Origin of the sequence: Winogradskyella haliclonae (genome assembly GCF_014635865.1) — a bacterium.
Taxonomy (GTDB): Bacteria; Bacteroidota; Bacteroidia; order Flavobacteriales; family Flavobacteriaceae; genus Winogradskyella; species Winogradskyella haliclonae.
On sequence record NZ_BMDQ01000001.1, the window covers coordinates 1,198,123 to 1,222,300 of the forward strand.

The window sequence follows — 24,178 nt, forward strand, 5'->3', positions numbered from 1 at the left end:
GTATAGAAAGGGCAAAGATAATTAATTAATATGCCGGATTAACAACTTGATGTTAAATTATCAATTTTAAAATTAACTATTTTTGCCAAAACGATATAATGGAACTCATCTTAAAATACTTTCCTAATCTAACAGCCCTTCAAATAGAGCAGTTTGAAGCTTTATTGCCCTTGTACAAAGATTGGAATTCTAAAATAAATGTTATCTCTCGTAAGGATATAGATGAATTGTATTTAAGACATGTTCTTCATTCTTTGGCTATTGCAAAAGTGATGCCTTTTGCAGATGGTTCTTCAGTGTTAGACGTTGGTACTGGTGGTGGATTTCCGGGAGTGCCTTTGGCTATACTTTTTCCAAAATGCCAATTTCATCTAGTAGATAGTATCAATAAAAAATTAAAAGTGATTAATGGTGTTGCAGAAGCACTAAATCTTGAAAATATAAGAACTACGCATAGTAGAGTAGAGACCATAGACGAACAATATGATTTTATAGTAAGTCGTGCAGTAACAGCAATGCCAGAATTTACAAAATGGGTAAAAGGGAAAATAAAGAAAGCGCAAAAAAACACATTTAAAAATGGTATTCTTTATCTAAAAGGAGGCGACTTGTCTGAAGAATTAAAACAGTACACAACTGTAAAACTATTTCCGTTAACAGATTATTTTGATGAGCATTTTTTTGAAACCAAAAAGGTAGTATACCTGCCGGTTAAGTACAAATAAAAAAAGCGCCATAAATAGGCGCTTTTTTATTTTGAATTTTAGATTAATTGACGATAAACTTAGTCGTGTATCTTGAGTTGTTTTCTCCTTCTATATTTAAAATATAAAATCCTGAATTTAGATTAACAGGAACTTCAGTTCTATCATTTAATTCCACTTGAGTTCTAAAAATTAATTTTCCTGTTAAGTCTGTAACAGATATTGAAGCATTTTGATTACTATTTGATAATAAAACCAAATGATCTTTAATTGGATTGCTTTCTAATTGAAAACGTATTAGAGTTTCAGAATTAGTACTTAAAACCGTTTGCCTAATTTCATCTAGTATAAATGCAGCATTACCAGGAGTTATGGCTACATGAGTTTCGTTTGTTAAGGGTATATATGTGTTGTCGAAAGGTGTGTTGTCTGTTGTAGCTCTTGTATTCGTAATGTTTATATCATGAAACCAATTAATGTCATCACCACCAGTGGGTTCATCTGTTATTTCTAGGCCTAAAGCGCTTACAGTTGGTATAAAACTAAACTTATCTATTTGTAATGCGGCTAGAAATTCTGCGGCAAGTCCCGTCATAGGCACATCTCCCGTAAGATTCGTAAGGTCAAATAAGCCGCCAGGCGCAGCATCAATTCCGTTATAATTATCCGTTCCAGATGATGCAGATGAATTTCTTACTAAGGATGAAAAAGAGCTTACTGTAGCGGGAGTTCCTGAAGTTGGAGTCATGTTTATAACAATATCTACCATAATAATAGATACTTGAAATGTAGCATCTATTATTTCAAAGCCCGGCTCTACTTGAGTACCGGAATCTCCGTTTGCAAAATAATAGTTATTTGTAGTGCTGTTAAAAATATTGCCATTTGTTACAGCTATATTTCTTGTGTTTTGCGGGTAAGGTGAATTGAAACTATTAATATTAGTTTCAAACTGAACGCGATAATCGTCAGGTATTGGTAAAGTTGATCCGGTAAAATCGTATCCATTAATAGCCAAATGTGGTTCTATATGGTCGACTAATAGTTGACGTGCAGCTGGCGAGTATAAATAATCATTAATTAGTGGCTGTAATTCGGTAACGTTTTGATTACCAACAATACCACCTACATCTAGACCAAAAGCCAAAAAGTTTAACTGATGCTGAAGTCCAATAGGAATGTTTGCTCCCAGGTGCGGCGCATCTAGAGAAACCCATAGACTTGTATCTGCATCTAGCATATTGCCTTCCATATAATTTAAAGCATATCTCGAAATTAAGCCACCCATACTTGGACCAATAATTATATTTTGTTCAGGCGAACTTACCATAGCTTTTTCAGTATTTATATCTTCAATAAGAGCTACTAATGTTAGTGCATTTCTTTCTATAAAATCCGCACCGCCATCTACATCTGCTCCAGAATTCATATAAGTTGGGAAATTAACCACAACAATGTCAAAACCTTCTGCTCGTAACTCATCACCAAGATTGGTAAAGTTTGGATTGCCTGTATAATCCAAAGAGGCATACAATGCATCAATGTTTCTTGTATCGCCAGGGTCAAATCCGTCTATTAAAAAAATAGGTCTATCTAAAATGTCATCTGTACTCAGATAAACAAAATATTCAGCTTGTCCAGCAAATTCAGTCGCTCCAGCGTAGCCAGATAAGTCTGCTGTTAAATCAGAGGTAATAGTAACAGGAGTCACTTGTGAGAATCCTAAAAATGAAAATAATAAAAAGGATAACGTGTAGATTTTTTTCATATAATAACTAGTTCTTGATTAATGGTTTATAAAGATAGTTAAAAACAAAAAACCCTTTAGGTAAAATACTAAAGGGTTTTTTAGGAAATTATAAGGATTAGATTATCCTAAAAATGGATATCTATAATCTGTTGGCGTAACAAATGTTTCTTTAATTAGTCTCGGTGATACCCAACGTAATAAGTTTTGTGCACTTCCTGCTTTGTCGTTTGTTCCAGATGCTCTGGCACCACCAAAAGGTTGTTGTCCAACAACAGCACCCGTAGGTTTATCATTGATGTAGAAGTTTCCTGCAGAGTTTTGTAAAGCTTTTGTAGCCTCTTCAACAGCATATCTGTCCGTAGATAATATTGCTCCTGTTAATGCATATTCACTTGTTTCGTCAACTAACCTTAAAGTTTCAGAATACGCATCATCTTCATACACATAAATAGTAATTACTGGACCAAAAAGCTCCGTACACATGGTTGTATATTTTGGGTCAGTAGTTACGATAACTGTTGGTTCAATAAAGTAACCTTTAGATTTGTCGTAATTACCGCCTGCAATAATTTCGGCATTAGTATCAGCTTTAGCGCCATCAATATATGTTGCCAATTTATCAAAAGAGCCTTCGTGGATGACAGCAGTAATAAAATTACTCATGTCTTCAGGAGAGCCCATTTTAAAAGAAGCAATGTCATCTAGTAGATGGTTTTTTACATCATTCCAAATACCTTTTGGCACATAAGCACGAGATGCTGCACTACATTTCTGTCCTTGGAATTCGAAAGCACCACGAGTAATGGCAGTAGCTACTTGCTTAGCGTTTGCTGATTTGTGCGCAACGATAAAATCTTTTCCGCCTGTTTCTCCAACAATCCTTGGATACGTTTTATAATTATGGATATTCTCTCCAATTTGCTTCCATAATTCTTTAAATATAAAAGTAGATCCTGTAAAGTGTAATCCTGAAAAATCTGGACTTGCTAAAACAGTATTTGTAATCATTACAGGGTCGCCAAAAACAACATTGATAACACCGTCTGGTACACCAGCTTCTTTAAAAACATCCATGATGACTTTTGCAGAATAAACTTGACTGTCACTAGGTTTCCAAACAACAACATTACCCATTAAGGCCATACAAGCTGGTAAGTTACCTGCAATTGCTGTAAAATTAAAAGGTGTTACAGCATATGTAAAACCTTCAAGTGGGCGATACTCAACTCGGTTCCATGCATCACTAGTACTTTCTGGTTGCTCCATGTAAATGTCAGTCATAAACTGAACATTAAAACGCAAGAAATCAATAAACTCACAAGCGGCATCAATTTCTGCTTGATGTATCGTTTTTGATTGTGCTATCATAGTAGCTGCGTTAATCTTAGCACGGTAAGGACCAGCAATTAATTCAGCAGCTTTTAAAAAGATACCTGCACGTTGTTCCCAAGGCATTTGAGACCAAGATTTACGCGCTTCTAATGCAGTAGCTATAGCTTGATCAACATGAGATTTTTCAGCTAAGTGATATTCGCCAACTATATGTTGGTGGTCATGTGGCGGAGACATGGTTCTGGTGTTTCCAGTCTTTACATCTTGTCCGTTTATGTATAATGGAACTTCAACTTTACTGTTAAACATTGATTTGTAAGCCGCAGCAACAGCTTCACGTTCTGGTGATCCTGGAGCATAAGATTTTACAGGTTCATTTACCGCTACTGGTACATTAAAGAATCCGTTTGCCATAGTTATGATGTTTTAAAAATTTGAATTTTTTTTGAAAGTGCAAAGGTACAATATTTATAAAACAAAAGTGTTTTTTTGAAGTAACTTGAAATGCGAATATCAAAATAAAATTTTGTAAGTTCATGCCCACAAAACAGACTCCTTATCTTTGATATATTTTTATTTTTCTTATGCAAAAAAATGATGCCTTTATAATTACAATGGCTTATCCCGAAACCATTGTTTCTCATGCTGAAGAATGGTATTCAAAATTTCTACGATTCGTATTTATTGGGAATAAAAAACATGTAAGAGCAGGACATGCAGCATTGGTTTTGATTGCTAAAAAGACAGGTGTTTTAGAGTATCATGATTTTGGTCGTTATATAACAGCGTCTCCTAATGGAAGAGTAAGAGGTAGAGAAACTGATTTTGAACTCAATTTTCCTATAAAAGCAGAAATAAAAAATGATAAAATTCAGAATATTGATGAGGTCTTAAAATTCTTGGCGACACATCCAAAATTAACACATGGCGATGGTGACTTGTATGCTTCTATATGTGACTCGGTAAATTATGGTTTGGCAAGACATCATATTACAAAACGGCAAAATGAAGGTTTTATTCGTTATGCAGCTTTTGTTGGTAAAGCCTGTAATTGCGCACGTTTTGTTACTGATGCTTTAATCGCATCAGTGACTGATAATGTCTTAAAAACTAAGCTTATAAAATCTAAATGGTTTACGCCAAGTACAATTGGCAATGTGGTTATTGCAGATACTGAAGATTTTGTATATAGAGTTTCGGATAAAGGTGAAATAAACGAGTTTACATCTACTGTTAGTAAGGAGAATAGACGTTTGTTTTTGGATGTGCTAAAAGGGTATAGTCCAAGCTTAGTAGGTACAATTCAACCCAAGCATAATGATGTAAAAGAAAATCATGCGCAGTGGTTAAGTGGTATTGCTGCTGGTGCTTGGTTTGAAATATATGATATAGGAGGCAAAGACGAATATAGATTCAGAAGAGTTTCACCCTATGGAAACATTGATTGCGATGGTGTTTATAAAATAGATTCTGAAGGGTTTGAAATTGATTTGGAATATCAATTTATACACTATTCAAATTGTAAATTCTTTCATATTCAACAAAATTCAAAAACATTTCGTTTCGAATTTGTGAAACATTTTGAATCTTAGTTAAGTGAAAAAGGCGCACTTAGTTTAAAAGAAGGAATGTAAACTTTGAATTTTTTAGAGTTCGAGAAATTAACCATGTTGTAGTAACCATGCATACTGCCAAAAGGAGAAGTTAATAAACATCCCGAATTGTATGTGTGCGATTCTCCAGGCTGGATAATAGGTTTTTGTCCAATGACGCCTTCACCACGGACAACTTCAATATTATTTAAGGCATCTTTAATTTTCCAGTAACGTGAGTTGAGTTGTACAACATCTTTACTCTGGTTTTCAATGGTAATTTTGTATGCGAAGGCGAAGTTCATTTTATAGTTTTTATAAAATGTACCTTCAAAATCAGTTTCTACCGAAATTTTAATTCCGCTCGTAACTTGTTGTACCATTGCTTTTTTTGTTCCATACGAAGATAAGGTATTTTTTTATTTGTCAATTAAAGTTGCACTGTAAGAAACGTTTTTTAACAAATGTTTAGATGCATAGGCTTCAATAGTTGTAAAGAAATTAATAATATCTTCTTTTTCTAAGACAGTGTTTATGGTAACCATACGTACAAACTCTGTGTCATTAAATTTCCCAAACCCTACCATTAATTGAGAATCTTCATAGAGTGCGGTGCAGAGCATATTTGCTGGAATATCCTTGTAGTTGAAGCAAACCGAAATAGAATTATCATAACTACAAAGTGTATAATCTGGATGATTATTAATATAATCTCTTGCAGTTTGAGCCAATTCAAATTGGTGGTCAACAATGTGTTCAAGGCCATTTGTACCAATAGATTTCCATAGGGTCCATAATTTTAACGCATCGTTTCGTCTTCCGCATTGCAACGATGTTTTACCAAGGTTAAAATCGTCGCCATCTGTTTGGTATAGATAGTCTGCTTCATTAGAAAATGAACGATGAAGTTGTGTCTTATGCTTAGTAACAATTATTGAGCAACCTAGAGGTGTTCCTAGCATTTTATGTCCGTTTAGACTAAAAGAATCAGAGAATTCTAATCCATTAGCCAAATGCTTATATGTTTTGCTAAAAATGACACTGCCACAATAAGCACCATCAACATGGAGCCATAAACTGTATGTTTTGCATACGTCACTTATAGATTTAATGTCATCAAAAGCACCTAATACGGTTGTTCCTGCAGTAGCATTTACAAAAAACGGCTTATAACCTTCTTTAATATCGTTTTTGATAACGCTTTCTAGATGAGAAGCGCTCATCTCACCTCGATTATTGGTTTTAATATAACGAACTTGTTGCCTTCCAATACCTGTTAATATAGCATTTTTTGACGCAGAGTAGTGAGATGCTTCGGAAGTATATAATGTTATTTTTTGCGAAATTCCGTGAGTTCTAATTTCAGGAAATTTATAGTCGCGAGCCATCAATAAGGCCATGAGGTTAGTCATAGATCCACCTGCTGCTAAGGTGCCGCCACTATTTTCTGGATAACCAGATAGTCTGCAAATATTGTCTATAATTTCTTTTTCAATACCAACTTGTGGACCAGCAACTTTATAAGTGTACATACTGTTATTGAGCATTACTGCTAATAAATCTCCAAGAGCAGCTTTGCCAATACGGCCTCCAAATAGTTGGTTAAAAAAAGATTTTGAAGCAGTTTTTGGTGTGCTTTTTATAATCGACTTTAAAGTACTTGTTAACGCCTGATCAACAATACCTTCATTATTGAGTTTTAAATCTAATTTCTGATGTAACTCTGATGTAGGAATTGGTTCTGCAACAGGGTTTTTTTGTTCCTCTTCAAATAAAAAATCACATAATTCTGAAAATAGTTTGAGGTCTTGTCGCATGTTAAAAATAGTGTAGTATTAATGGCGTATTTGTCTAAAAATGTTCAAGATACTTACAATATTCTTTTTTAGAAAATAGATTTTAATTTCTTATGCGTTCAGAGTTGGTTTCACCAAATCCAATGAGCCTATCAAAGCGAGCGCCTAGGTCTCTATAATACACTAAGACTTTGTAATTGTTTTCTGTTTGCCAAAAATTACCACTAATGGCGCCTTCATCTAAATTACCATCTAAATCTACTGTAACGAATTTATAATTGTAAAACCCTTGTTTTAGCTTTAAGATGCATTCATAATTGCCGCTTTCTCTATTATAAAACATACGCGTCATATCTTCTATAGTAAAGTTATTGAAGTTGCCGTATACATATACGTCTTTGTCTACAAACTCATTCTCCTTTAGTGTAAAATGTACTAGTGTATAATCTGCTTGGATATCAATATTATCAACATCTATTACATTAACTAAAAAATTTCCATTTATATCAGGATTCCAGGTGTAAGGTCTATTTTTTCTACTTATTTGTTTGAATAAATAACTGTGATATAAATCTTTTAGGTCTATAAATTGAATACCTAAACTTGCAGTACGGACATTTTTTGTTTCAAAATTCAAGTACTCATTTCCTGCCCAAAAAGAGGCCTCGTCATCATATCTATATATCAGTTCTCTGCCAATTGTATATTGAGGTTTTAAGTCTGATATGGCAGTATTTAAATTATTATTCTGAATAATTAATGTCTTAATAGTTTCTAGTGGATTGTTAAGATTTGTACTGCCAGAATTAATTTTAATGTTTACAATTTGTTTTTCATTAATAGTTTCAAAATTACGAGTGCGTTTTGCTTGTACACCAACGGTAATAACATCTTCTACAATCATAAACTTTCTAGAGAACATGACCTCGTCATAATCGTCATAGATGGTAATCATGTAATTGCCAGATTTTAATAATCCTCTAGTTTGTTGGTTTGGGATTCTTAAATCGTAATGCGAATACATCTGATACGTATTTAAAGAATTGAGGTAGTTAATAATTCTTACATTGTCTATACCTTTAAGATATTCTCCTTTGACGAGTTGTGAAGGTTTCCAGTCAAAATCAAAATACTCTATTTTATAGTAGAAATCTTCTTCATTACCTGTAAGGGCATCAAATTCAAGGCTGAAGGGCTCTCCTAATCTGAGTATAGGTAACTGAGCTTGACTAGTACTGCCTTTAAAAGTTATGGTTTTTATAAAATCTGGAGGTGATACTTCTTCAGTTTGAGAAAAACTTATGATGTGACAAGTCAGAAAAAATAATATAAAAAGTGTTTTTTTAATCATGCGTAGATGTATTGACATACAAAGATAATCAAAATCCATGCCTTTAATTTTAGTTATAAAGTTTCTTCAAAAAAATATTATTTAGAATAATTATAAATAAAATTATGTCAAATATATATTGTATAAAATTGCCCTTTTAATTCGTATTTTTGCACCGATTTTTTAGATAACTAATCTTAAGAAATATGTCAAAAGACATTAGAATAAAAAAAGGCTTAGATATAAAATTGGTTGGCGAAGCCGAAAAAACCACAGAAAATGCTATAATTAGCAATTCTTTCACAGTTAGGCCAGAAGATTTTCACAGCATTACACCAAAACTTGTTGCAAAAGAAGGCACAAAAGTAAAAGCTGGTGAACCATTATTTTTTAATAAAGATAACGAAGCTATGAAGTTTGTTTCACCTGCTTCAGGTGAAGTTACTGAAGTGCTAAGAGGCGAAAGGCGACGTATCATGGCAATTAAAGTAACAGCTGATAAAGCGCAATCTTATGTAGACCATGGTCGTTTTGATTTAAACTCAGATGCAGATGCTTTAAAAGCACATTTGTTAGCTTCTGGTTGTTGGGCTTTTATCAAACAACGTCCTTACGATGTTGTTGCTAATCCAAGCAATACACCTAAGGCTATTTTTATTTCAGGATATGCTTCTGCGCCATTAGCAGCTGATTTAGATTTTACCTTAGCAGGTAAAGAAGCAGAATTACAAACAGCGGTTACCGCACTTTCAAAATTGACAGAAGGTGGTGTTCATATTTCGGTTGGAAAAGGTACAAATTCGCCTTTAGCCAATTTAGATAATGCATCTATCTATATGGTTTCTGGTCCTCATCCTTCTGGAAATGTAGGAACTTTAATCAATAAGGTGAGTCCAGTTAATAAAGGTGAGGTTGTTTGGACAGTAAATGCCCAAGACTTAGTTATTATTGGCGAGTTATTATTAACAGGTAAGTTTAATGCAGAGCGTACAATTGCATTAGCAGGTTCTTCTGTTAAAAAGCCACGTTATTTTAAAACCAAAATAGGTGCTGAGGTGTCTACAATGATATATGATAATGGTGTTGATAAGGATGGAAATGATAGAATTATTTCTGGTAATGTATTATCTGGAAAAGAAGTAAAACCCGATGGAATTTTAGATTATTACAGCAATGTAATAACAGTTATACCAGAAGGTGATGATTACGAATTCTTTGGTTGGAATAAACCAGTATTTAATAAAATTTCTCCTTCAAGAGCGCTTACTTTTTCTTGGTTAACCCCAAACAAGAAGTATGATTTAAATACAAATACCAATGGTGAGCATCGCGCATTTGTTGTTACAGGGAACTATGAGCAAGTGTTTCCTTTAGATATTTATCCTTTACAAATCTTAAAAGCATGTATGTATAAGGATTTAGATGAAATGGAAGCTTTAGGCATGTACGAAGTTGCTCCTGAAGATTTTGCGTTAACAGAGTTTATTTGTGTGTCTAAACAACCACATCAAAAAATTATAAGAGAAGGATTAGACTTAATGCTTAAAGAGATAGGATAATGGGTTTAAAACAAAAATTACACAATTTTAAAGTTAAGAATCAGGATAAAAAATGGCTTCCTGGATTTAATGCTTTATTTACGTTTTTATACATGCCAAATGAGACCACTCATAATGGAACTCATATTAAGGCAGCTGATGATTTAAAACGTACAATGAATACAGTAATCATGGCTTTAGTGCCATGTTTAATATTCGGTATGTTTAATGCGGGTTATCAACATTATTTAGCTCAAGGTTTAATTGAGTCTGCTGATGGTTTTTTAGGTGCTTCATTCTGGACTTGGGATAACTTAGTTATTGGTCTTTGGAAAGTACTTCCATTAGTGATTGTTTCTTATGGTGTAGGTCTAGCAGTAGAATTTATTTTTGCAATTATTAAAGGACACGAAGTAGAAGAAGGCTATTTGGTTACTGGTATGTTAGTACCATTAATTGTTCCTGTTGATATTCCATTATGGATGTTGTCTGTAGCAGTTGTTTTCGGTGTTGTTATCGGTAAAGAGGTTTTTGGTGGTACTGGAATGAATATTCTTAATCCAGCATTAACTATTCGTGCATTCTTGTTCTTTGCATATCCTACTTGGATGTCAGGTGATAAAGTTTGGGTTCATGGTGCTAATGCGGCAACCGGAACACCAGATGCCTATTCAGGGGAAACAATTTTAGGAAGTTTAGCTCAAAATAATGGCACTTTAGGCCATGATATTTGGGACATGTTCTGGGGAATTATTCCTGGTTCTGTTGGAGAAACGTCAAAGTTTTTAATCATCATTGGAGCCTTGTTTTTGATTTTTACTAAAATCGGAAGCTGGAGAATTATTGTTTCTACATTAATTGGTGCCTTAACAATGGGCTTAATCTTTAATGGTGTTGTTTCTGCAGAATGGATTAGCGAATCAAGTAAATTTTACGGATTAATGAATGTGCCTTTCTGGCAACACTTAATTATAGGTAGTATTTTATTTGGAGCAGTTTACATGGCAACTGACCCTGTGACTGCAGCACAAACAAATAAAGGAAAATGGATTTACGGGTTCTTAATCGGATTTATTTCTATCATGATTCGTGTATTTAATCCAGCATACCCAGAAGGCGTATTCTTAGCAATATTATTAATGAATGTTTTCGCTCCGACTATTGATCACTATGTGATACAAGGTAATGTGAAGCGAAGACTTAAACGTGTAAAAGTAAAAGCAGCATAATTATGGCAGTTGATACAGATAAAAATTCGTACACCATCATATTTGCAGTAATAATGGTTTTAGTTGTTGGCTCATTACTAGCCTTTACAGCTTCTTCATTAGCTCCAAACATTGATGAAAATGAAAGAATGGAAAAGCAACAAAACATCCTTTATGCAATGGGTGTTAATGGTAATGTAGACAAAGGAGATATTACTTTTGTTTCTACAGATAAAGTTGCTGATGAATTTTCTAAGTATATAAAGCAACAATTAGTTATCGAAAATGGAAAAGCTAAAGAAGATAACAAAGCTTATTTAATTGATATTAAAAAAGAACAAGCTAAAGCTAAAAATGGAGGAACAAGACGTTTGCCTTTATTTGTTGGGGAAAAAGACGGTAAGACGTTCTATGTAGCACCAATTAGAGGAAAAGGTTTATGGGATGCTATTTGGGGCTATGTAGCTCTAGATGCAGATATGGTTGTACAAGGTGCATTTTTTGATCATAAAGGTGAAACACCTGGTCTAGGTGCAAATATTAAGCAACGTTATTTTATGGATGATTTTAATGGTGAACGTTTATTAACTGATGCAGGTGTGTTCAAAGGGATTACAGTTGCAAAAGGTAACAATGACCCAACAAATAAAATTAAAGACGATTACGAAGTTGATGCTTTAGCAGGAGCTACAATTACAGGAGATGGCGTATCTGCAATGATTAAGAAAGACTTAAAATTGTATTTACCTTACTTTAAAACTTTAAAATAATATGGGATTACTGTCAAAAAAAGATACAAAGTTAATTACTGACCCGTTAGCAGATAATAATCCTATTACAATTCAAGTATTAGGTATCTGTTCTGCATTAGCCATTACAGCCGAGCTTAAAGCCTCTATTGTAATGAGTATTGCTGTATTGTTTGTATTAGGAATAGGTAACGTAGTTATCTCTTTAATAAGAAATATTATACCATCAAAAATCAGAATTATTGTTCAGCTTATCGTTGTAGCGTCATTAGTAATTATAGTAGATCAGGTACTTAAGGCTTTTGCCTATGAGTTAAGTAAAACGTTATCAGTATTTGTTGGATTAATTATTACCAACTGTATTATCATGGGACGTTTTGAGGCTTTTGCTTTAGGGAATGGCCCTTGGAAATCCTTTTTAGATGGTATTGGTAATGCATTTGGTTATGCAGTTATTCTTATTATCGTAGGTTTCTTCAGAGAGTTATTAGGTTCAGGTACTTTGTTAGGTATTCCTGTTTTAGGAGATCCAATTGAGAAGACAGGTGTATATTCAATAGGTTACGAGAATAATGGTTTTATGTTAATGCCTCCAATGGCTTTAATTATTGTGGGACTTATTATTTGGGTGCAACGTAGCAGAAATAAAGATTTAATAGAAGATTAAGCGTTATAGCTTCAACTCTAAAAGCATAAGGAAATGATAGAACATTTAGAATTATTTTTTAAATCCATTTTTATTGATAATATGGTATTTGCTGTTTTCTTAGGAATGTGCTCTTATTTGGCCGTTTCTAAAAAAGTAGCAACAGCAGTAGGTTTAGGTGCCGCAGTAATATTTGTATTAGCTATTACAGTGCCATTAAACTGGTTATTAGATCAATATTTATTACAACCAGGAGCATTAACATGGTTAGGCCCTGAATATGCAGATTATGATTTAGGCTTTTTGTCTTTCATCATGTTCATTGCAACGATAGCAACAATGGTACAATTAGTAGAAATTGTAGTAGAGAAATTTTCACCTTCATTGTATAATTCATTGGGTATATTTTTACCATTAATTGCGGTAAACTGTGCTATTTTAGGGGGGTCATTATTTATGCAATCTCGAGAGATAGAAACTTTTGGTTTAGCACTTAATTACGGCATATCTTCAGGGATTGGATGGTTCTTAGCGATATTGGCAATTGCAGCTATTCGTGAAAAAATTAGATACAGTGCTGTGCCAGCACCATTAAGAGGCTTAGGAATTACATTTATCATTACAGGTTTAATGGGAATTGGCTTTTTAAGCTTTGGTGGTATGTTAACTGGAGGTGATGAAGAAGAAACTCCAAAGACAGAGCAAGCCATTCGACTAGAAGAAAAACAAACTGAAACAGTTAAGGAATTAGCTGAGAATACAAAAACTATAGACTAATATGATTTTAGCAGCAAGTACATTAGGAACAGTATTAGCTACTGTAGCAGCGTTTTTGTTAATTACGTTGGTGTTGGTAAGTTTATTACTATTTGTAAAGCAAAAACTATCGCCATCTGGTCCAGTAAAGATTTTGATTAATGGCGAACGTGAAATAGAAGTAGCTTCAGGCGGAACCTTATTATCTACTCTTGGAGGAAATAAAATTTTCTTACCATCAGCTTGCGGTGGTGGTGGAACTTGCATCCAATGTGAGTGTCATGTATTGTCTGGTGGAGGCGAAGCATTACCAACTGAGACACCTCACTTTTCTCGTAAAGAATTACAACACGGCGCTCGTTTATCTTGCCAGGTAAAAGTAAAGCAGGATATGGAAATTACAATTCCTGAAGAAGTGTTTGGTATTAAAAAATGGGAAGCGACTGTTGTTCGTAACTATAATGTGGCAACATTTATTAAGGAATTTGTAGTTGAAATTCCTGAAGATATGAATTATAAGGCTGGTGGATATATTCAGATTGAAATTCCTCAATGTGAAATCAAGTATTCAGATATGGATATTTCAGCGCACCCAACTGACCATCCAGGTGAACCAGAAAAGTTTAAGAAAGATTGGGATAAATTTGGGCTTTGGCCATTAGTTATGAAGAATGACGAAACAATCGAACGTGCTTATTCTATGGCTTCTTATCCTGCTGAAGGACGTGAAATTATGCTTAACGTGCGTATTGCAACGCCGCCGTGGGATAGATCTAAAAACCAATGGATGGATGTAAATCCAGGTATCGCATCGTCTTATATATTTGCACAAAAACCAGGTGATAAAGTAGTTATTTCAGGACCTTATGGAGAATTCTTCATCAATGAGTCAGATAGTGAAATGCTTTATGTTGGTGGTGGAGCAGGTATGGCACCAATGCGTTCACATTTATATGAGTTATTTAAAACCATTAAAACTGGTCGTAAAGTAACCTATTGGTACGGAGGACGTTCTAAAGCCGAATTATTCTATATTCATTATTTTAGAGATTTAGAGAGAGATTTTCCAAATTTTAAGTTTTATATGGCATTATCTGAGCCATTAGAGTCTGATAATTGGAAAGTTAAAAAAGATATTAATGACGAAACTGGTGATGGTTTTGTAGGGTTCATTCACAATTGTGTAATAGATAATTACTTAAACCATCATGATGCCCCAGAAGATATTGAATTATACTTCTGTGGACCACCATTAATGAACCAAGCGGTACAGAAAATGGGAGAGGATTTTGGAATCCCAGATGAGCATATTAGATTCGATGATTTTGGCGGATAAGCCCTAAACTTTCAATACATAAAAAGCCCAACAACTGTTGGGCTTTTTTATTTAGATACGTTTATAAATTTTAAAAGGATAATTGATATTTAGGCTTATTATTTTCGTATTCAAATAGCTTAGAATAATCCATAATATTTGCCAAGCCTTCAAGTCTGCATAAATGCGATATTACAGCAGACAATCCTTTAAACAAAACATCCTTGTCAGTTATATTATCAGGTCTTCCGTTTTTATGATGTAGAGGTAACTTATAACCGCAAGCCTTTAAGAAAATAGATTCAATCGTCAATAACTCTAATGGTGTATATCCATTAAAACGGCGTCCAAGATTTTGATGAAACTGTCCTATATAGTTCAAATTTAAAGAACCATGGTCGTCTGATAAGTACTTCCAACTTTCGGTATTGTTCAAAATATTTCCCACTGCACATTGCTTACAACATTCGGGATTTAGAGTATTGTTATGAAACGCTATATAGAGTTTTTCGATAGCAGCTTCGAAGCGTTTTGAAGTTTTCATAATCTCAATTTTTCTTTTTCGGACATTTAAGATACGAAAAAATTGAGTGTTTGGGTGTTAAGGTTTGTAGATGATTTCTTTCAATCTTTTATTAACGGTATTAAAATCTGTATTATTTAAAACAAAAGTGGCATTATAAACTGAAATAATAAGATCAATAAGGCTACAGAAATCAAATTCAAGATAATACCAGCACGAGCCATTTGATGTACTTTAATAAAACCACTAGCAAAAACTATAGCATTTGGTGGTGTAGCCATAGGCAACATAAAAGCACAGCTACTTGCGATTGTTACCGGAATCAATAAATGTAAAATAGGAATATTTAATCCAATAGCTATACCCGCCACTACAGGAACTAGAACTGCGGTAAGTGCAACATTACTCATTAATTCAGTCATAAATAGCATGAGTAAAATGAGTAAAGAAGCGGTAATTAGTGTGCCAATATTTGCACTAGAGATGCCATTGGCAACCACATCTACAATGCCACTTTCAGACATGCCTTTGGCTAATGCAAGTCCACCTCCAAATAAAATGAGAATGCCCCAAGCCAATTTTTTTGTGTCTTCCCATTTTAGCACAAAATTGCCTTTGCTTAAGTTATGCGGTATGGCAAATAGGGAGATTGCACCAAAGATACTTATCATCGTGTCTGAAAGTTTTAAATTAGGTAATAGTGAATTGATAAGACCTCTAAAAATCCATAGCGAAACGATAACTGTAAAAATGATTAATACATGACGCTCTTTTAGTGTTAGCTTTCCTAATTTTTTTAATTCATCTGAGACTACAGATGATGATGCACCAAATACTAAACCTTTACATGGAAATAAAAACTTTACTAGAACCAAATATATTATAGTTATTAATACGACTGAAAATGGTAATCCAAATGATATCCATTTTGCAAATGAAACTTCCATATTGTATTCGTTTTCTAATAAACCTATCAATACAGAGTTTGGTGGCGTGCCAATAACTGTAGCTATTCCGCCAGCATTCGCAGCAAATGCAATACCTAGCATAACACTTAGTGCAAAATTTTTATCGGCTTTTGTAAAGCCATCCTCATCGTCTATTAAAAGGTTAATTACAGACATGGCTATAGGAAGCATAACTACGGTACTAGCGGTATTACTAATCCACATACTCATAAAAGCTGTAGCAATCATAAATCCTAGAATTACTCGATTTGGAGAAGTGCCAGTAAGATTAATTATCGTCAAGGCTATACGTTTATGAAGGTTTACCTTTTCTAAGGCTAAAGCCAAAACAAATCCCCCAAAGAATAAGAACACTATTGGGCTGCCATAGTTTGCACCAACATCAGCCATTGGCATTATTTTAAACAACGGAAACAATAGAAGTGGTAAAAGTGCTGTAACTGATATGGAAACAGCTTCTGTAATCCACCAAATCACCATCCAAATTGCTACGCCAATAACTGTATCTGCAGCTTCAGATATGAGGTGTAATGATGAAAATTGAATGATTAAAAATAGGATTGGCCCAAGAAAAAGGCCAATACGTTTTGATAATGGGTGGTTGCTCATGACTTAAAAATAGAAATTAAATACGAAACTTCTAATATTAGCCGTTACTACTATTGATGAAAAAACTACTCTTCTTCCTTTTTGTAATTGCTGCTATTGTTGTTTTTGCTTTTCAGTTTCAACCTGTAAAGCAGACCGTAACAGCTGTTGTTACCAAACCTACGTACTTAAACAAAAGTGGGAAAACCATCAAAGAAAGAGTAAAAATTCCCGAAGGTTTCACCAGAGTTTTATATGATTCTGTATCATTTCAAAATTATATACGACATCAAAATCTCAAAAAATTTGGAACTAAAGTTATGAATTATGATGGTGAACATTATTTCTATCAGTTAGGGCATGTTGGTGTTTTAGATATTGATGTACCAAGTAACGGATTGCAGCAATGTGCAGATGCTCTAATTAGATTAAGAAGTGAATATCTTTGGAGAACAAATCAGAAAAGTAAAATTGGGTTTAAGTTTACAAGTGGACATTATTGCTCATGGAAAAAATATGCTGAAGGTTACAGACCAAAAATTAATGGTAATAAAGTAACGTTTCATAAGACCGCGCAATCAGATAACTCTAAAGTTAATTTCTACAAATACCTTAACCTTATCTATACCTACTCTGGTACCATGTCTTTAAATAATGAGTTGAAAGAAATCAAATCAATTAAAGATTTAAAGATTGGAGATATGCTTATTATAGGTGGTTTTCCTGGGCATGTTGTTATGATAGCTGATATATCCCAAAATGAAAATGGTGAGCGTTTGTTTCTACTTATTCAAGGCAATACACCAGCGCAAAGCATTCATTTGTTAAAAAACTTAGATAATTCTGCTATTTCTCCATGGTATAAATTGCAATTAAATTCGGAAATATCTGTGCCAGGCTTTACCTTTACAAACTCTAAGTTTGTGAGATTTAAAGATGAGTAAACCATTATCAAAGCAAGAATTGCATAACCTCGCCATGAATCATGTAGGTAAGGATTTAGAGTCTCGTGGTTTTGAGTTTGTAGCTATTAATAGTAAGCTTAAAAAACACCCACAATTTGTCTGTATCGATAAGAATAGTCAATACTTCTTTGTGATAGTTAGAGCTACTATTTTACCCGAAAATCCTAATAATTACGATATAGTTTGGATGGAGACCTTTAAGCAACACGCTTATGAAAAGAATGCGAAAGTACTGTATGCGGGAGTAGGTCTAGGAAATCCTAATGGAGAAGATTTACCAATCTATCTTAACGAAGATTATTTAATTGAATATAATGGCATTCAAGTTATTGAAGCCAATCTAAATTAATTTTTAATGAAAAGAATTTTTCTAGTCTTAAGTTTTATAAGCCTTTTTTTAGGGTGTGCAGAAAAAGAACCAACAAATGTTAAGTTGAGCGGTCCAGTCTTTGGTACAACCTATAACATTCAATATTATTCTGAAACTAATTATCAAAAAGAGTTTGATAGTTTATTTACTGTAATTAATAACTCACTGTCTACATATATTTCAGATTCTGATATTTCTAAGTGGAACAGAAATGAACCTGTAGAAGTTGATGGTCATTTTATAAAAGTATTTAATGCTTCTAAAAAGATTTTTAAAGAATCAAAAGGTGTTTTTGACCCAACAATTGGTAATGTGGTTAATGCATGGAATTTTGGTCCTGACGAAAATAAGTTTCTAACAGATAGTATAACGATTAATAACCTGATGACCTATGTTGGTTTTGACAGAGTTATAAAAACACCAACAAAATTTATTAGGCAAGATAAGACTTATCTAGATTTTAATGCTATCGCCAAGGGTTATGGTATTGATGTTATTTCAGAATTTATAGCATCAAAAGGAATTGGTGATTTTTTAGTTGATATTGGCGGCGATTTACGTGCTTCAGGTATTAATAAAGAAAGCGGTAAAGGCTGGACAGTTGGTATTGAAGATCCAAATTTTGATGATACCAAATCGTATTCAAAAACCATAACATTAACCAATAAAGGTATGGCAACTTCTGGGACCTATCGTAAATTTAAAGTAGACGAAGCTGGAAATAGATATGCGCATATTATCGATACTAAAACAGGTTATCCTACAAAAACAAATGTGTTGAGTGTCTCGGTAATAGCACCAAATGCTATGTTAGCTGATGGTTATGCAACTACTTTTCAAGCTATGGGCGTAGAAGGAACTGAGAAGTTTTTAAAGTTTCATCCTGAGTTGCAAGTTTATTTTATTTACTTGGACGAGAGTAATATATTACAGACTTTGAGTCTAAATGGGTTTCCTGAGTGAGATTAGTTTTTATAAACCACAGGAATAATTTCGCCTTTAGCTAAGCAGTATTTTTCTATGTCTTCTTCAGAAAGTTTAGAAGTATAATCTATTTCATCAACTTTAAAACCTATTGAACGAAGCTTATCAAAATAATCACGGCCATAAACACGTACATGGTCGTATTGTCCAAATATTTTGGCACGTTCTGTTTTGTCAGTTATGGAGTTGTCTTCAAATGTTTGTTCACGATTTAAGTCTTGAGGAATTTGAAATATACCATAACCTCCAATTTTCATCACACGATATAGCTCTTGCATAGCCTTAGTGTCGTCAGGAATGTGTTCTAACACATGATTGCAAAGAATAATATCGTAACTATTATCTTCAAAAGGAAGATTACAGATGTCTGCTTTTATATCTGCGATAGGCGATAATAAATCTGTGGTTGTATAATCGAGGTTATCTAATTTTCTGAAACGCTTTAAGAAGCATTGTTCAGGAGCAAAATGTAAAACCTTTTTCTTGGAAGAAAAGAAACCCGTTTCGTTTTGTAGATATAACCACAATAATCTGTGACGTTCTAAACTCAGTGTAGAAGGTGATAGGACATTATCACGTTGTTTTCCATAACCGTAAGACAAAAAACTTTTAAAGCTTTTGCCATCTATGGGATCGGTAAATGTATGTCCTCTTAAAAAAAAAGCAAAAACAGGTCTAGCGATATAGCTTAACCTAATCAGCAAAGGTCTTGGAATTGTGTTTAATATAAACTTAAAAATACGCTTCATTAAAGCACTAAAGCTTTTTGTCTAAACTCTTCTTCCTCATTGCTGTCTATACCTAAAGCATCATAGATATATGCAAAGGTGGATAGTAATTCTGGTTTTCCATCAACTATAGCCACGTCGTGCTCAAAGTGGGCACTGGGTTTGTTATCCAAAGTGGTAATGGTCCAGCCATCTCTATGTTGTTTTATGCGTTGTGTACCCATATTTATCATAGGCTCTATGGCTACTACCATGCCTTCAATAAATTTTTTGCCACGACCACGTTTACCATAGTTAGGCATTTCTGGATCTTCGTGCATTTTACGACCTAAACCATGACCGACTAATTCTCTTACAACTCCATAGCCATGCGCTTCGCAATGCTTTTGTATAGCATAACCAACATCACCTACACGATTACCTAATTTAAATTCTCGTATGCCAACATATAACGATTCTTTTGTAACTTCTAGAAGCTTTTTTGTTTCTGGAGCAATTTCTCCAATAGCAAATGTGTATGCGTGATCTCCATAAAAATCATTTTTTATGGCACCACAATCAATAGAAATAATATCACCTTCAACCAATGGTATATCGTTAGGAATGCCATGTACAACTTGTGAGTTAGGGCTCATGCACAACGTATTAGGAAAATCATATAATCCTAAAAATCCTGGGATAGCACCTTGGTCTCTAATGCATTCTTCTGCAATTTTATCCAGCTCAAGCGATGTTACTCCGGGTTTTACAGCCTTAGCGACTTCTCCTAAAGTTTTAGAAACTACAAGAGCAGCTTCGCGCATTAGCTCTATTTCTTCTTTTGTTTTTACAACAATCATTTTACTCGGTATTGGTGCGCAAAGATACTAAAATAAGTATGCCAACATTATCTGTTAAATAATCCAAAAAATCCTTTTTTAGATTTAGGCTTTTCGATATTTGGTGTTTGGTTTGTAAGTAGTTGGTAGACTTTTCCCCAGCCAATAAAACCACCTATATTTCGATCATCAATAAAGAAGTCTGCATGGATTTTTGGACTTTTTTCTTTTGAAAATTGTTCTTCAGGAAAACTCTTGTTTACAGCATAAAACTCAATACCATTTTCTTTACAGAATGCTACAGCTTCTTCCAATTTTTTTCCGTCTCTATAGGTCCAAAGTATTAGACGGTGTCCATCATTTTGAAGGCGTTTAAGTGTTTCGAAAGCAAATAATTGAGGCTTACCAATACTTGGATAAGCATCCTCAACAATAGTGCCATCAAAATCTATAGCTAGTATAAGTTTTTCTTTAAAATGCATAGTTTATACTAAAGTATGTTGTGTCATAGCTTCAGGTTTTTCTATTCCTATTAAATGTAGAATTGTAGGTGCAATATCTCCTAAAATTCCATCTTTTATATGTTGCAATTCTTTGTCAATTAAAATGACAGGAACCGGATTTGTGGTATGTGCTGTATGTGGCGTCCCATCAGGATTTATCATAGTTTCACAATTACCGTGGTCTGCTATTAAAATTGTAGTATAATCATTTTTTAAAGCCGTTGATACGACATCTTCTACACATTTATCAACCGCTTCACAAGCTTTAATTGCAGCTTCCATTACACCAGTATGGCCTACCATATCTCCATTTGCAAAGTTAAGACATACAAAATCAACTTCTGCTTTTTCTAATTCTGGGACTAATGCATCACGCAATTCATAAGCGCTCATTTCTGGTTTTAAATCATATGTAGCTACTTTTGGAGAATTTCTTAATATTCTAGTTTCTCCTGTAAAAGGTTCTTCTTGTCCTCCAGAAAAGAAAAATGTGACATGTGGATATTTTTCTGTTTCTGCAATGCGTATTTGGGTCTTATTATACGTTTCTAAGATTTCACCAAGAGTTTCTGTGAGGTTGTCTTTATTGAAAACTACATTAATTCCCTTGAAACTCTCATCATAATTTGTCATAGTTACATAATGCAGGTTTAATTTATGCATATTGTATTCATGAAAGTCGTTTTGCGAAAGTGCTTCGGTTAATTGACGTCCGCGATCTGTTCTAAAGTTAAAGAAAATGACAACATCATCATCTTTTATAGTAGCTACTGGATTTCCTTGAGCATCTATATTTACTATAGGTTTTATGAACTCATCAGTGATATCGTTCTCATAACTCTCTTCAATGGCTTTAAGTACTGATGCTGTTTTGTTGCCTTCTCCATTAACTATGGCATCGTAAGCTATCTTTACGCGTTCCCAACGCTTATCCCTGTCCATGGCGTAATAACGACCAGTTACAGTAGCAAGCTTTGCATTGGTTTCTTCTAACTTTTCTTCAAGCTCTGTGATGAAACCATAGCCTGATTTTGGGTCTACATCTCGGCCATCAGTAAATGCATGTACAAAAACATTATTTAAGTCATCCTCTTTTGTGGCATCTAGTAATCCAAATAAGTGATTAATATGTGAATGCACACCACCATCACTAACTAGACCTAAAAGGTGAATATTTTTAGTGTTGTTTTTTGCATAGGCAAAAGCATCTTTAAGTACTTTTTCTTCTTGAAGAGTCTTGTTTTCAACAGCCAAATTAATTTTCACTAAATCTTGATAGACGATACGTCCAGCGCCCAAATTCATATGTCCTACTTCGCTATTACCCATTTGCCCTTCAGGTAATCCTACGTGTAATCCATCAGTTCTTAATGTAGCATTTGGATATGTAGTGTAAAGTGAATCTATAAATGGTGTTTTCGCATTATCTATTGCGGAAATTTTTGGATCAGGAGACATGCCCCAACCATCCAAAATCATGAGAATTACTTTTTTATTCATTGCAATCTGTTAGTGAATTATCAAAGATAACACTTAGCAGATTATATCATATTTCAATATCAAAAAAAATAAGATTATCTGTTTTTTATTTGATCGAATCTTAAATATTGTCTCGAAATAGTTAATTGTGAAGATCTTAACATATTTGTTTTCAAACCGTTAAATAATTGTTATACCTGTTTTTTTTATGTAACAGATATAAATATTAGTCGTCTCTTTAGTATAATCAAAAAACAATTATTCAATCAAAAATCATTCATCATGAAAAAATCAGTAGCAGTCTTGGCTTTAGCATTAAGCCTTTCATTACCAACAGTAAATGCATCAAATCTTGAAAATGTATCAACTCCTCTTACAGTAGTTGAAGAAAGTCCTAAAGTAAGTCCTATTTGTGTAGCAGCAGCAAAAGGCGATATTGAAAAATTAAAGCAATTAATTAATAATGGAGTTAGTGTTAACCAAAAATCTAATGGTATGTTACCAATACATTATGCGGCAAAGTTTAATAGAGTAGAAGTGATTAAAGTTTTAATTACTTCGGGCTCAGAAATACATACGACATGCGATAAAGGTTTAACAGCATTAAGACATGCAGAAAAAACTAACGCTAAAGAAGCTGCACAATTTCTTAAGCGTTTTAAAAAGAAGAGTGTCTAAATAAGACAATTTTATTTGAGTTAGTTAGTGAGAAAAGCATCCTTTTTAGGATGCTTTTCTGTATTTATTAATAGCTTCTTTTATTTTTTCTATTCTATTTTCAGGGTCTGGATGTGTGCTCTGAAATTCTGGTCTTCTATTTGGGCCTGCGGCATCTTTTAATATTTTCATTACACCAATCATTTCCTCTGGATTGTAACCAGCTTTTATCATAAACAGTACACCAAGTTCGTCACTCTCTAATTCATCATCTCGTCCATTAGCTAATAGTTTTCCTTGTCCATATTGTTGTGCAACGGCTCCAAAATCTATAGCTGATGCCCCCATTACTAAGGTTTGCCAAAATTTTGAATCTGTAATTCGTTCATTAGAATGCTTTCCTAATACATGACCTATTTCATGACCTAATACGCCAGCCAATTGATCCTGATTTTGCAATTTTGAGAATAAAGCAAAGGTTATGAAACATTGACCGCCAGGAAGCGCAAATGCATTGATAGTTTTGTCATCAGCAAGTAAATGAAAGTCATATTTATAGGGTGTGTCTTTGGCAATACTATTATTTACTAGTTTTTGTCCCACCTCATCAACTAAAGCTTGATATCTATTGTCAGGATGCAAACCACCGTGTTGCTGAGCCATACCTGGTGCACTTTGTAAGCCAATAGCAATTTCTTGCTCTGGAGATAATGATATGGCCTGTGTTCTACCAGTGTATGGATTGGTTTCCTGTTGACTACAACGTCTTATAAATGCAAATGCTACAACAGCGACTCCTATTAGTAAGCGGACTTTAAAATTGCCTCTTCTCATGTTAAAAAATTTAGTATTCTAAAATACAAAAGTTTATGAAGATAT

At 33.8% G+C, this 24,178-nt stretch carries 24 protein-coding genes; 12 read left to right on the forward strand and 12 right to left on the reverse strand.

All coding sequences use genetic code 11. From position 1 onward, the window contains the following. Positions 1-98 precede the first annotated feature (98 nt). Positions 99-725, forward strand: coding sequence for a 16S rRNA (guanine(527)-N(7))-methyltransferase RsmG (rsmG, locus tag IEV10_RS05345; protein WP_188373651.1), 627 nt, complete (start codon positions 99-101; stop codon positions 723-725). A gap of 43 nt (positions 726-768) precedes the next feature. Here the strand turns inward: rsmG and IEV10_RS05350 are convergent, their stop codons facing one another. Then, positions 769-2,472 carry a T9SS type A sorting domain-containing protein gene (locus IEV10_RS05350; RefSeq protein ID WP_188373652.1) on the reverse strand — a complete coding sequence of 568 codons (1,704 nt, stop codon included), beginning with the start codon at positions 2,470-2,472 and terminating at the stop codon, positions 769-771. 102 nt (positions 2,473-2,574) lie between these two features. After that, complete coding sequence (pruA, locus tag IEV10_RS05355; protein WP_188373653.1) at positions 2,575-4,200, reverse strand: L-glutamate gamma-semialdehyde dehydrogenase; 1,626 nt, start codon at positions 4,198-4,200, stop codon at positions 2,575-2,577. Between the two features lie 170 nt (positions 4,201-4,370). Between pruA and IEV10_RS05360 the strand changes: the two genes are divergently transcribed. Further along, positions 4,371-5,378 carry a DUF6695 family protein gene (locus IEV10_RS05360; protein ID WP_188373654.1) on the forward strand — a complete coding sequence of 336 codons (1,008 nt, stop codon included), beginning with the start codon at positions 4,371-4,373 and terminating at the stop codon, positions 5,376-5,378. Here the strand turns inward: IEV10_RS05360 and apaG are convergent. The 3 genes from apaG to IEV10_RS05375 all read right to left on the reverse strand — a co-directional run bounded on the left by apaG (position 5,375) and on the right by IEV10_RS05375 (position 8,525). Further along, complete coding sequence (gene apaG / locus IEV10_RS05365) at positions 5,375-5,761, reverse strand: Co2+/Mg2+ efflux facilitator ApaG/CorD (RefSeq protein ID WP_188373655.1); 387 nt, start codon at positions 5,759-5,761, stop codon at positions 5,375-5,377. The genes IEV10_RS05360 and apaG overlap by 4 nt on opposite strands. Positions 5,762-5,797: 36 nt before the next feature. Beyond that, positions 5,798-7,195 (reverse strand): pyridoxal phosphate-dependent decarboxylase family protein, encoded by a 1,398-nt coding sequence (locus tag IEV10_RS05370; protein WP_188373656.1) that lies wholly within the window; start codon positions 7,193-7,195, stop codon positions 5,798-5,800. Positions 7,196-7,277: 82 nt separating this feature from the next. Further along, positions 7,278-8,525 (reverse strand): type IX secretion system plug protein, encoded by a 1,248-nt coding sequence (locus tag IEV10_RS05375; protein WP_188373657.1) that lies wholly within the window; start codon positions 8,523-8,525, stop codon positions 7,278-7,280. 185 nt (positions 8,526-8,710) lie between these two features. On the opposite strand from IEV10_RS05375, the gene IEV10_RS05380 reads away from it, so the two are divergent. Genes IEV10_RS05380 through nqrF form a run of 6 tightly spaced genes read left to right on the forward strand, consistent with a single transcriptional unit; the run spans position 8,711 to position 14,737 of the window. Beyond that, entirely contained in the window at positions 8,711-10,063 is a 1,353-nt protein-coding gene (locus IEV10_RS05380; RefSeq protein WP_188373658.1) for a Na(+)-translocating NADH-quinone reductase subunit A, read from the forward strand. Further along, positions 10,063-11,271: an NADH:ubiquinone reductase (Na(+)-transporting) subunit B gene (locus IEV10_RS05385; protein WP_188373659.1), complete on the forward strand. Its 1,209-nt coding sequence runs from the start codon at positions 10,063-10,065 to the stop codon at positions 11,269-11,271. The genes IEV10_RS05380 and IEV10_RS05385 overlap by 1 nt, the downstream gene beginning before the upstream one ends. A gap of 2 nt (positions 11,272-11,273) precedes the next feature. Then, positions 11,274-12,020, forward strand: coding sequence for a Na(+)-translocating NADH-quinone reductase subunit C (locus tag IEV10_RS05390; protein WP_188373660.1), 747 nt, complete (start codon positions 11,274-11,276; stop codon positions 12,018-12,020). Between the two features lies 1 nt (position 12,021). After that, positions 12,022-12,666, forward strand: coding sequence for an NADH:ubiquinone reductase (Na(+)-transporting) subunit D (locus tag IEV10_RS05395; RefSeq protein WP_188373661.1), 645 nt, complete (start codon positions 12,022-12,024; stop codon positions 12,664-12,666). Between the two features lie 33 nt (positions 12,667-12,699). Next, positions 12,700-13,422: an NADH:ubiquinone reductase (Na(+)-transporting) subunit E gene (gene nqrE, locus IEV10_RS05400; RefSeq protein ID WP_188373662.1), complete on the forward strand. Its 723-nt coding sequence runs from the start codon at positions 12,700-12,702 to the stop codon at positions 13,420-13,422. Position 13,423: 1 nt separating this feature from the next. Beyond that, complete coding sequence (gene nqrF, locus IEV10_RS05405) at positions 13,424-14,737, forward strand: NADH:ubiquinone reductase (Na(+)-transporting) subunit F (protein WP_188373663.1); 1,314 nt, start codon at positions 13,424-13,426, stop codon at positions 14,735-14,737. A 70-nt stretch (positions 14,738-14,807) separates the two neighbouring features. Here nqrF and IEV10_RS05410 read toward each other — a convergent pair whose 3' ends face one another. Then, a complete protein-coding gene (locus tag IEV10_RS05410) occupies positions 14,808-15,260 on the reverse strand; it encodes a Na(+)-translocating NADH-quinone reductase subunit F (protein WP_188373664.1) in 453 nt (150 codons plus the stop codon). 116 nt (positions 15,261-15,376) lie between these two features. Further along, positions 15,377-16,816: an SLC13 family permease gene (locus IEV10_RS05415; protein ID WP_188373665.1), complete on the reverse strand. Its 1,440-nt coding sequence runs from the start codon at positions 16,814-16,816 to the stop codon at positions 15,377-15,379. Between the two features lie 56 nt (positions 16,817-16,872). Between IEV10_RS05415 and IEV10_RS05420 the strand changes: the two genes are divergently transcribed. The 3 genes from IEV10_RS05420 to IEV10_RS05430 are packed head-to-tail and all read left to right on the forward strand — an operon-like array spanning position 16,873 to position 19,093. Further along, entirely contained in the window at positions 16,873-17,739 is an 867-nt protein-coding gene (locus tag IEV10_RS05420) for a DUF4846 domain-containing protein (protein ID WP_188373666.1), read from the forward strand. Next, complete coding sequence (locus tag IEV10_RS05425; RefSeq protein ID WP_188373667.1) at positions 17,732-18,109, forward strand: DUF8840 domain-containing protein; 378 nt, start codon at positions 17,732-17,734, stop codon at positions 18,107-18,109. Before IEV10_RS05420 ends, IEV10_RS05425 begins: the two co-directional genes overlap by 8 nt. 6 nt (positions 18,110-18,115) lie before the next feature. Next, a complete protein-coding gene (locus IEV10_RS05430; RefSeq protein WP_188373668.1) occupies positions 18,116-19,093 on the forward strand; it encodes an FAD:protein FMN transferase in 978 nt (325 codons plus the stop codon). Between the two features lie 2 nt (positions 19,094-19,095). Here IEV10_RS05430 and IEV10_RS05435 read toward each other — a convergent pair whose 3' ends face one another. The 4 genes from IEV10_RS05435 to gpmI are packed head-to-tail and all read right to left on the reverse strand — an operon-like array spanning position 19,096 to position 22,663. Beyond that, a complete protein-coding gene (locus IEV10_RS05435; RefSeq protein ID WP_188373669.1) occupies positions 19,096-19,863 on the reverse strand; it encodes a class I SAM-dependent methyltransferase in 768 nt (255 codons plus the stop codon). Then, complete coding sequence (gene map / locus IEV10_RS05440; protein WP_188373670.1) at positions 19,863-20,681, reverse strand: type I methionyl aminopeptidase; 819 nt, start codon at positions 20,679-20,681, stop codon at positions 19,863-19,865. The genes IEV10_RS05435 and map overlap by 1 nt, the downstream gene beginning before the upstream one ends. 47 nt (positions 20,682-20,728) lie before the next feature. Then, positions 20,729-21,142: a BT0820 family HAD-type phosphatase gene (locus IEV10_RS05445; RefSeq protein WP_188373671.1), complete on the reverse strand. Its 414-nt coding sequence runs from the start codon at positions 21,140-21,142 to the stop codon at positions 20,729-20,731. A gap of 3 nt (positions 21,143-21,145) precedes the next feature. Continuing rightward, positions 21,146-22,663 (reverse strand): 2,3-bisphosphoglycerate-independent phosphoglycerate mutase, encoded by a 1,518-nt coding sequence (gene gpmI, locus IEV10_RS05450; RefSeq protein ID WP_188373672.1) that lies wholly within the window; start codon positions 22,661-22,663, stop codon positions 21,146-21,148. Between the two features lie 261 nt (positions 22,664-22,924). Here gpmI and IEV10_RS05455 point away from each other — a divergent pair, with 261 nt between their 5' ends. Further along, entirely contained in the window at positions 22,925-23,320 is a 396-nt protein-coding gene (locus IEV10_RS05455) for an ankyrin repeat domain-containing protein (protein WP_188373673.1), read from the forward strand. Positions 23,321-23,365: 45 nt separating this feature from the next. On the opposite strand, the gene IEV10_RS05460 is transcribed toward IEV10_RS05455, so the two are convergent. Next, on the reverse strand, positions 23,366-24,133 hold the full coding sequence (locus IEV10_RS05460; protein WP_188373674.1) for a M48 family metalloprotease: 768 nt from the start codon (positions 24,131-24,133) through the stop codon (positions 23,366-23,368). Between the last annotated feature and the right edge of the window lie 45 nt (positions 24,134-24,178).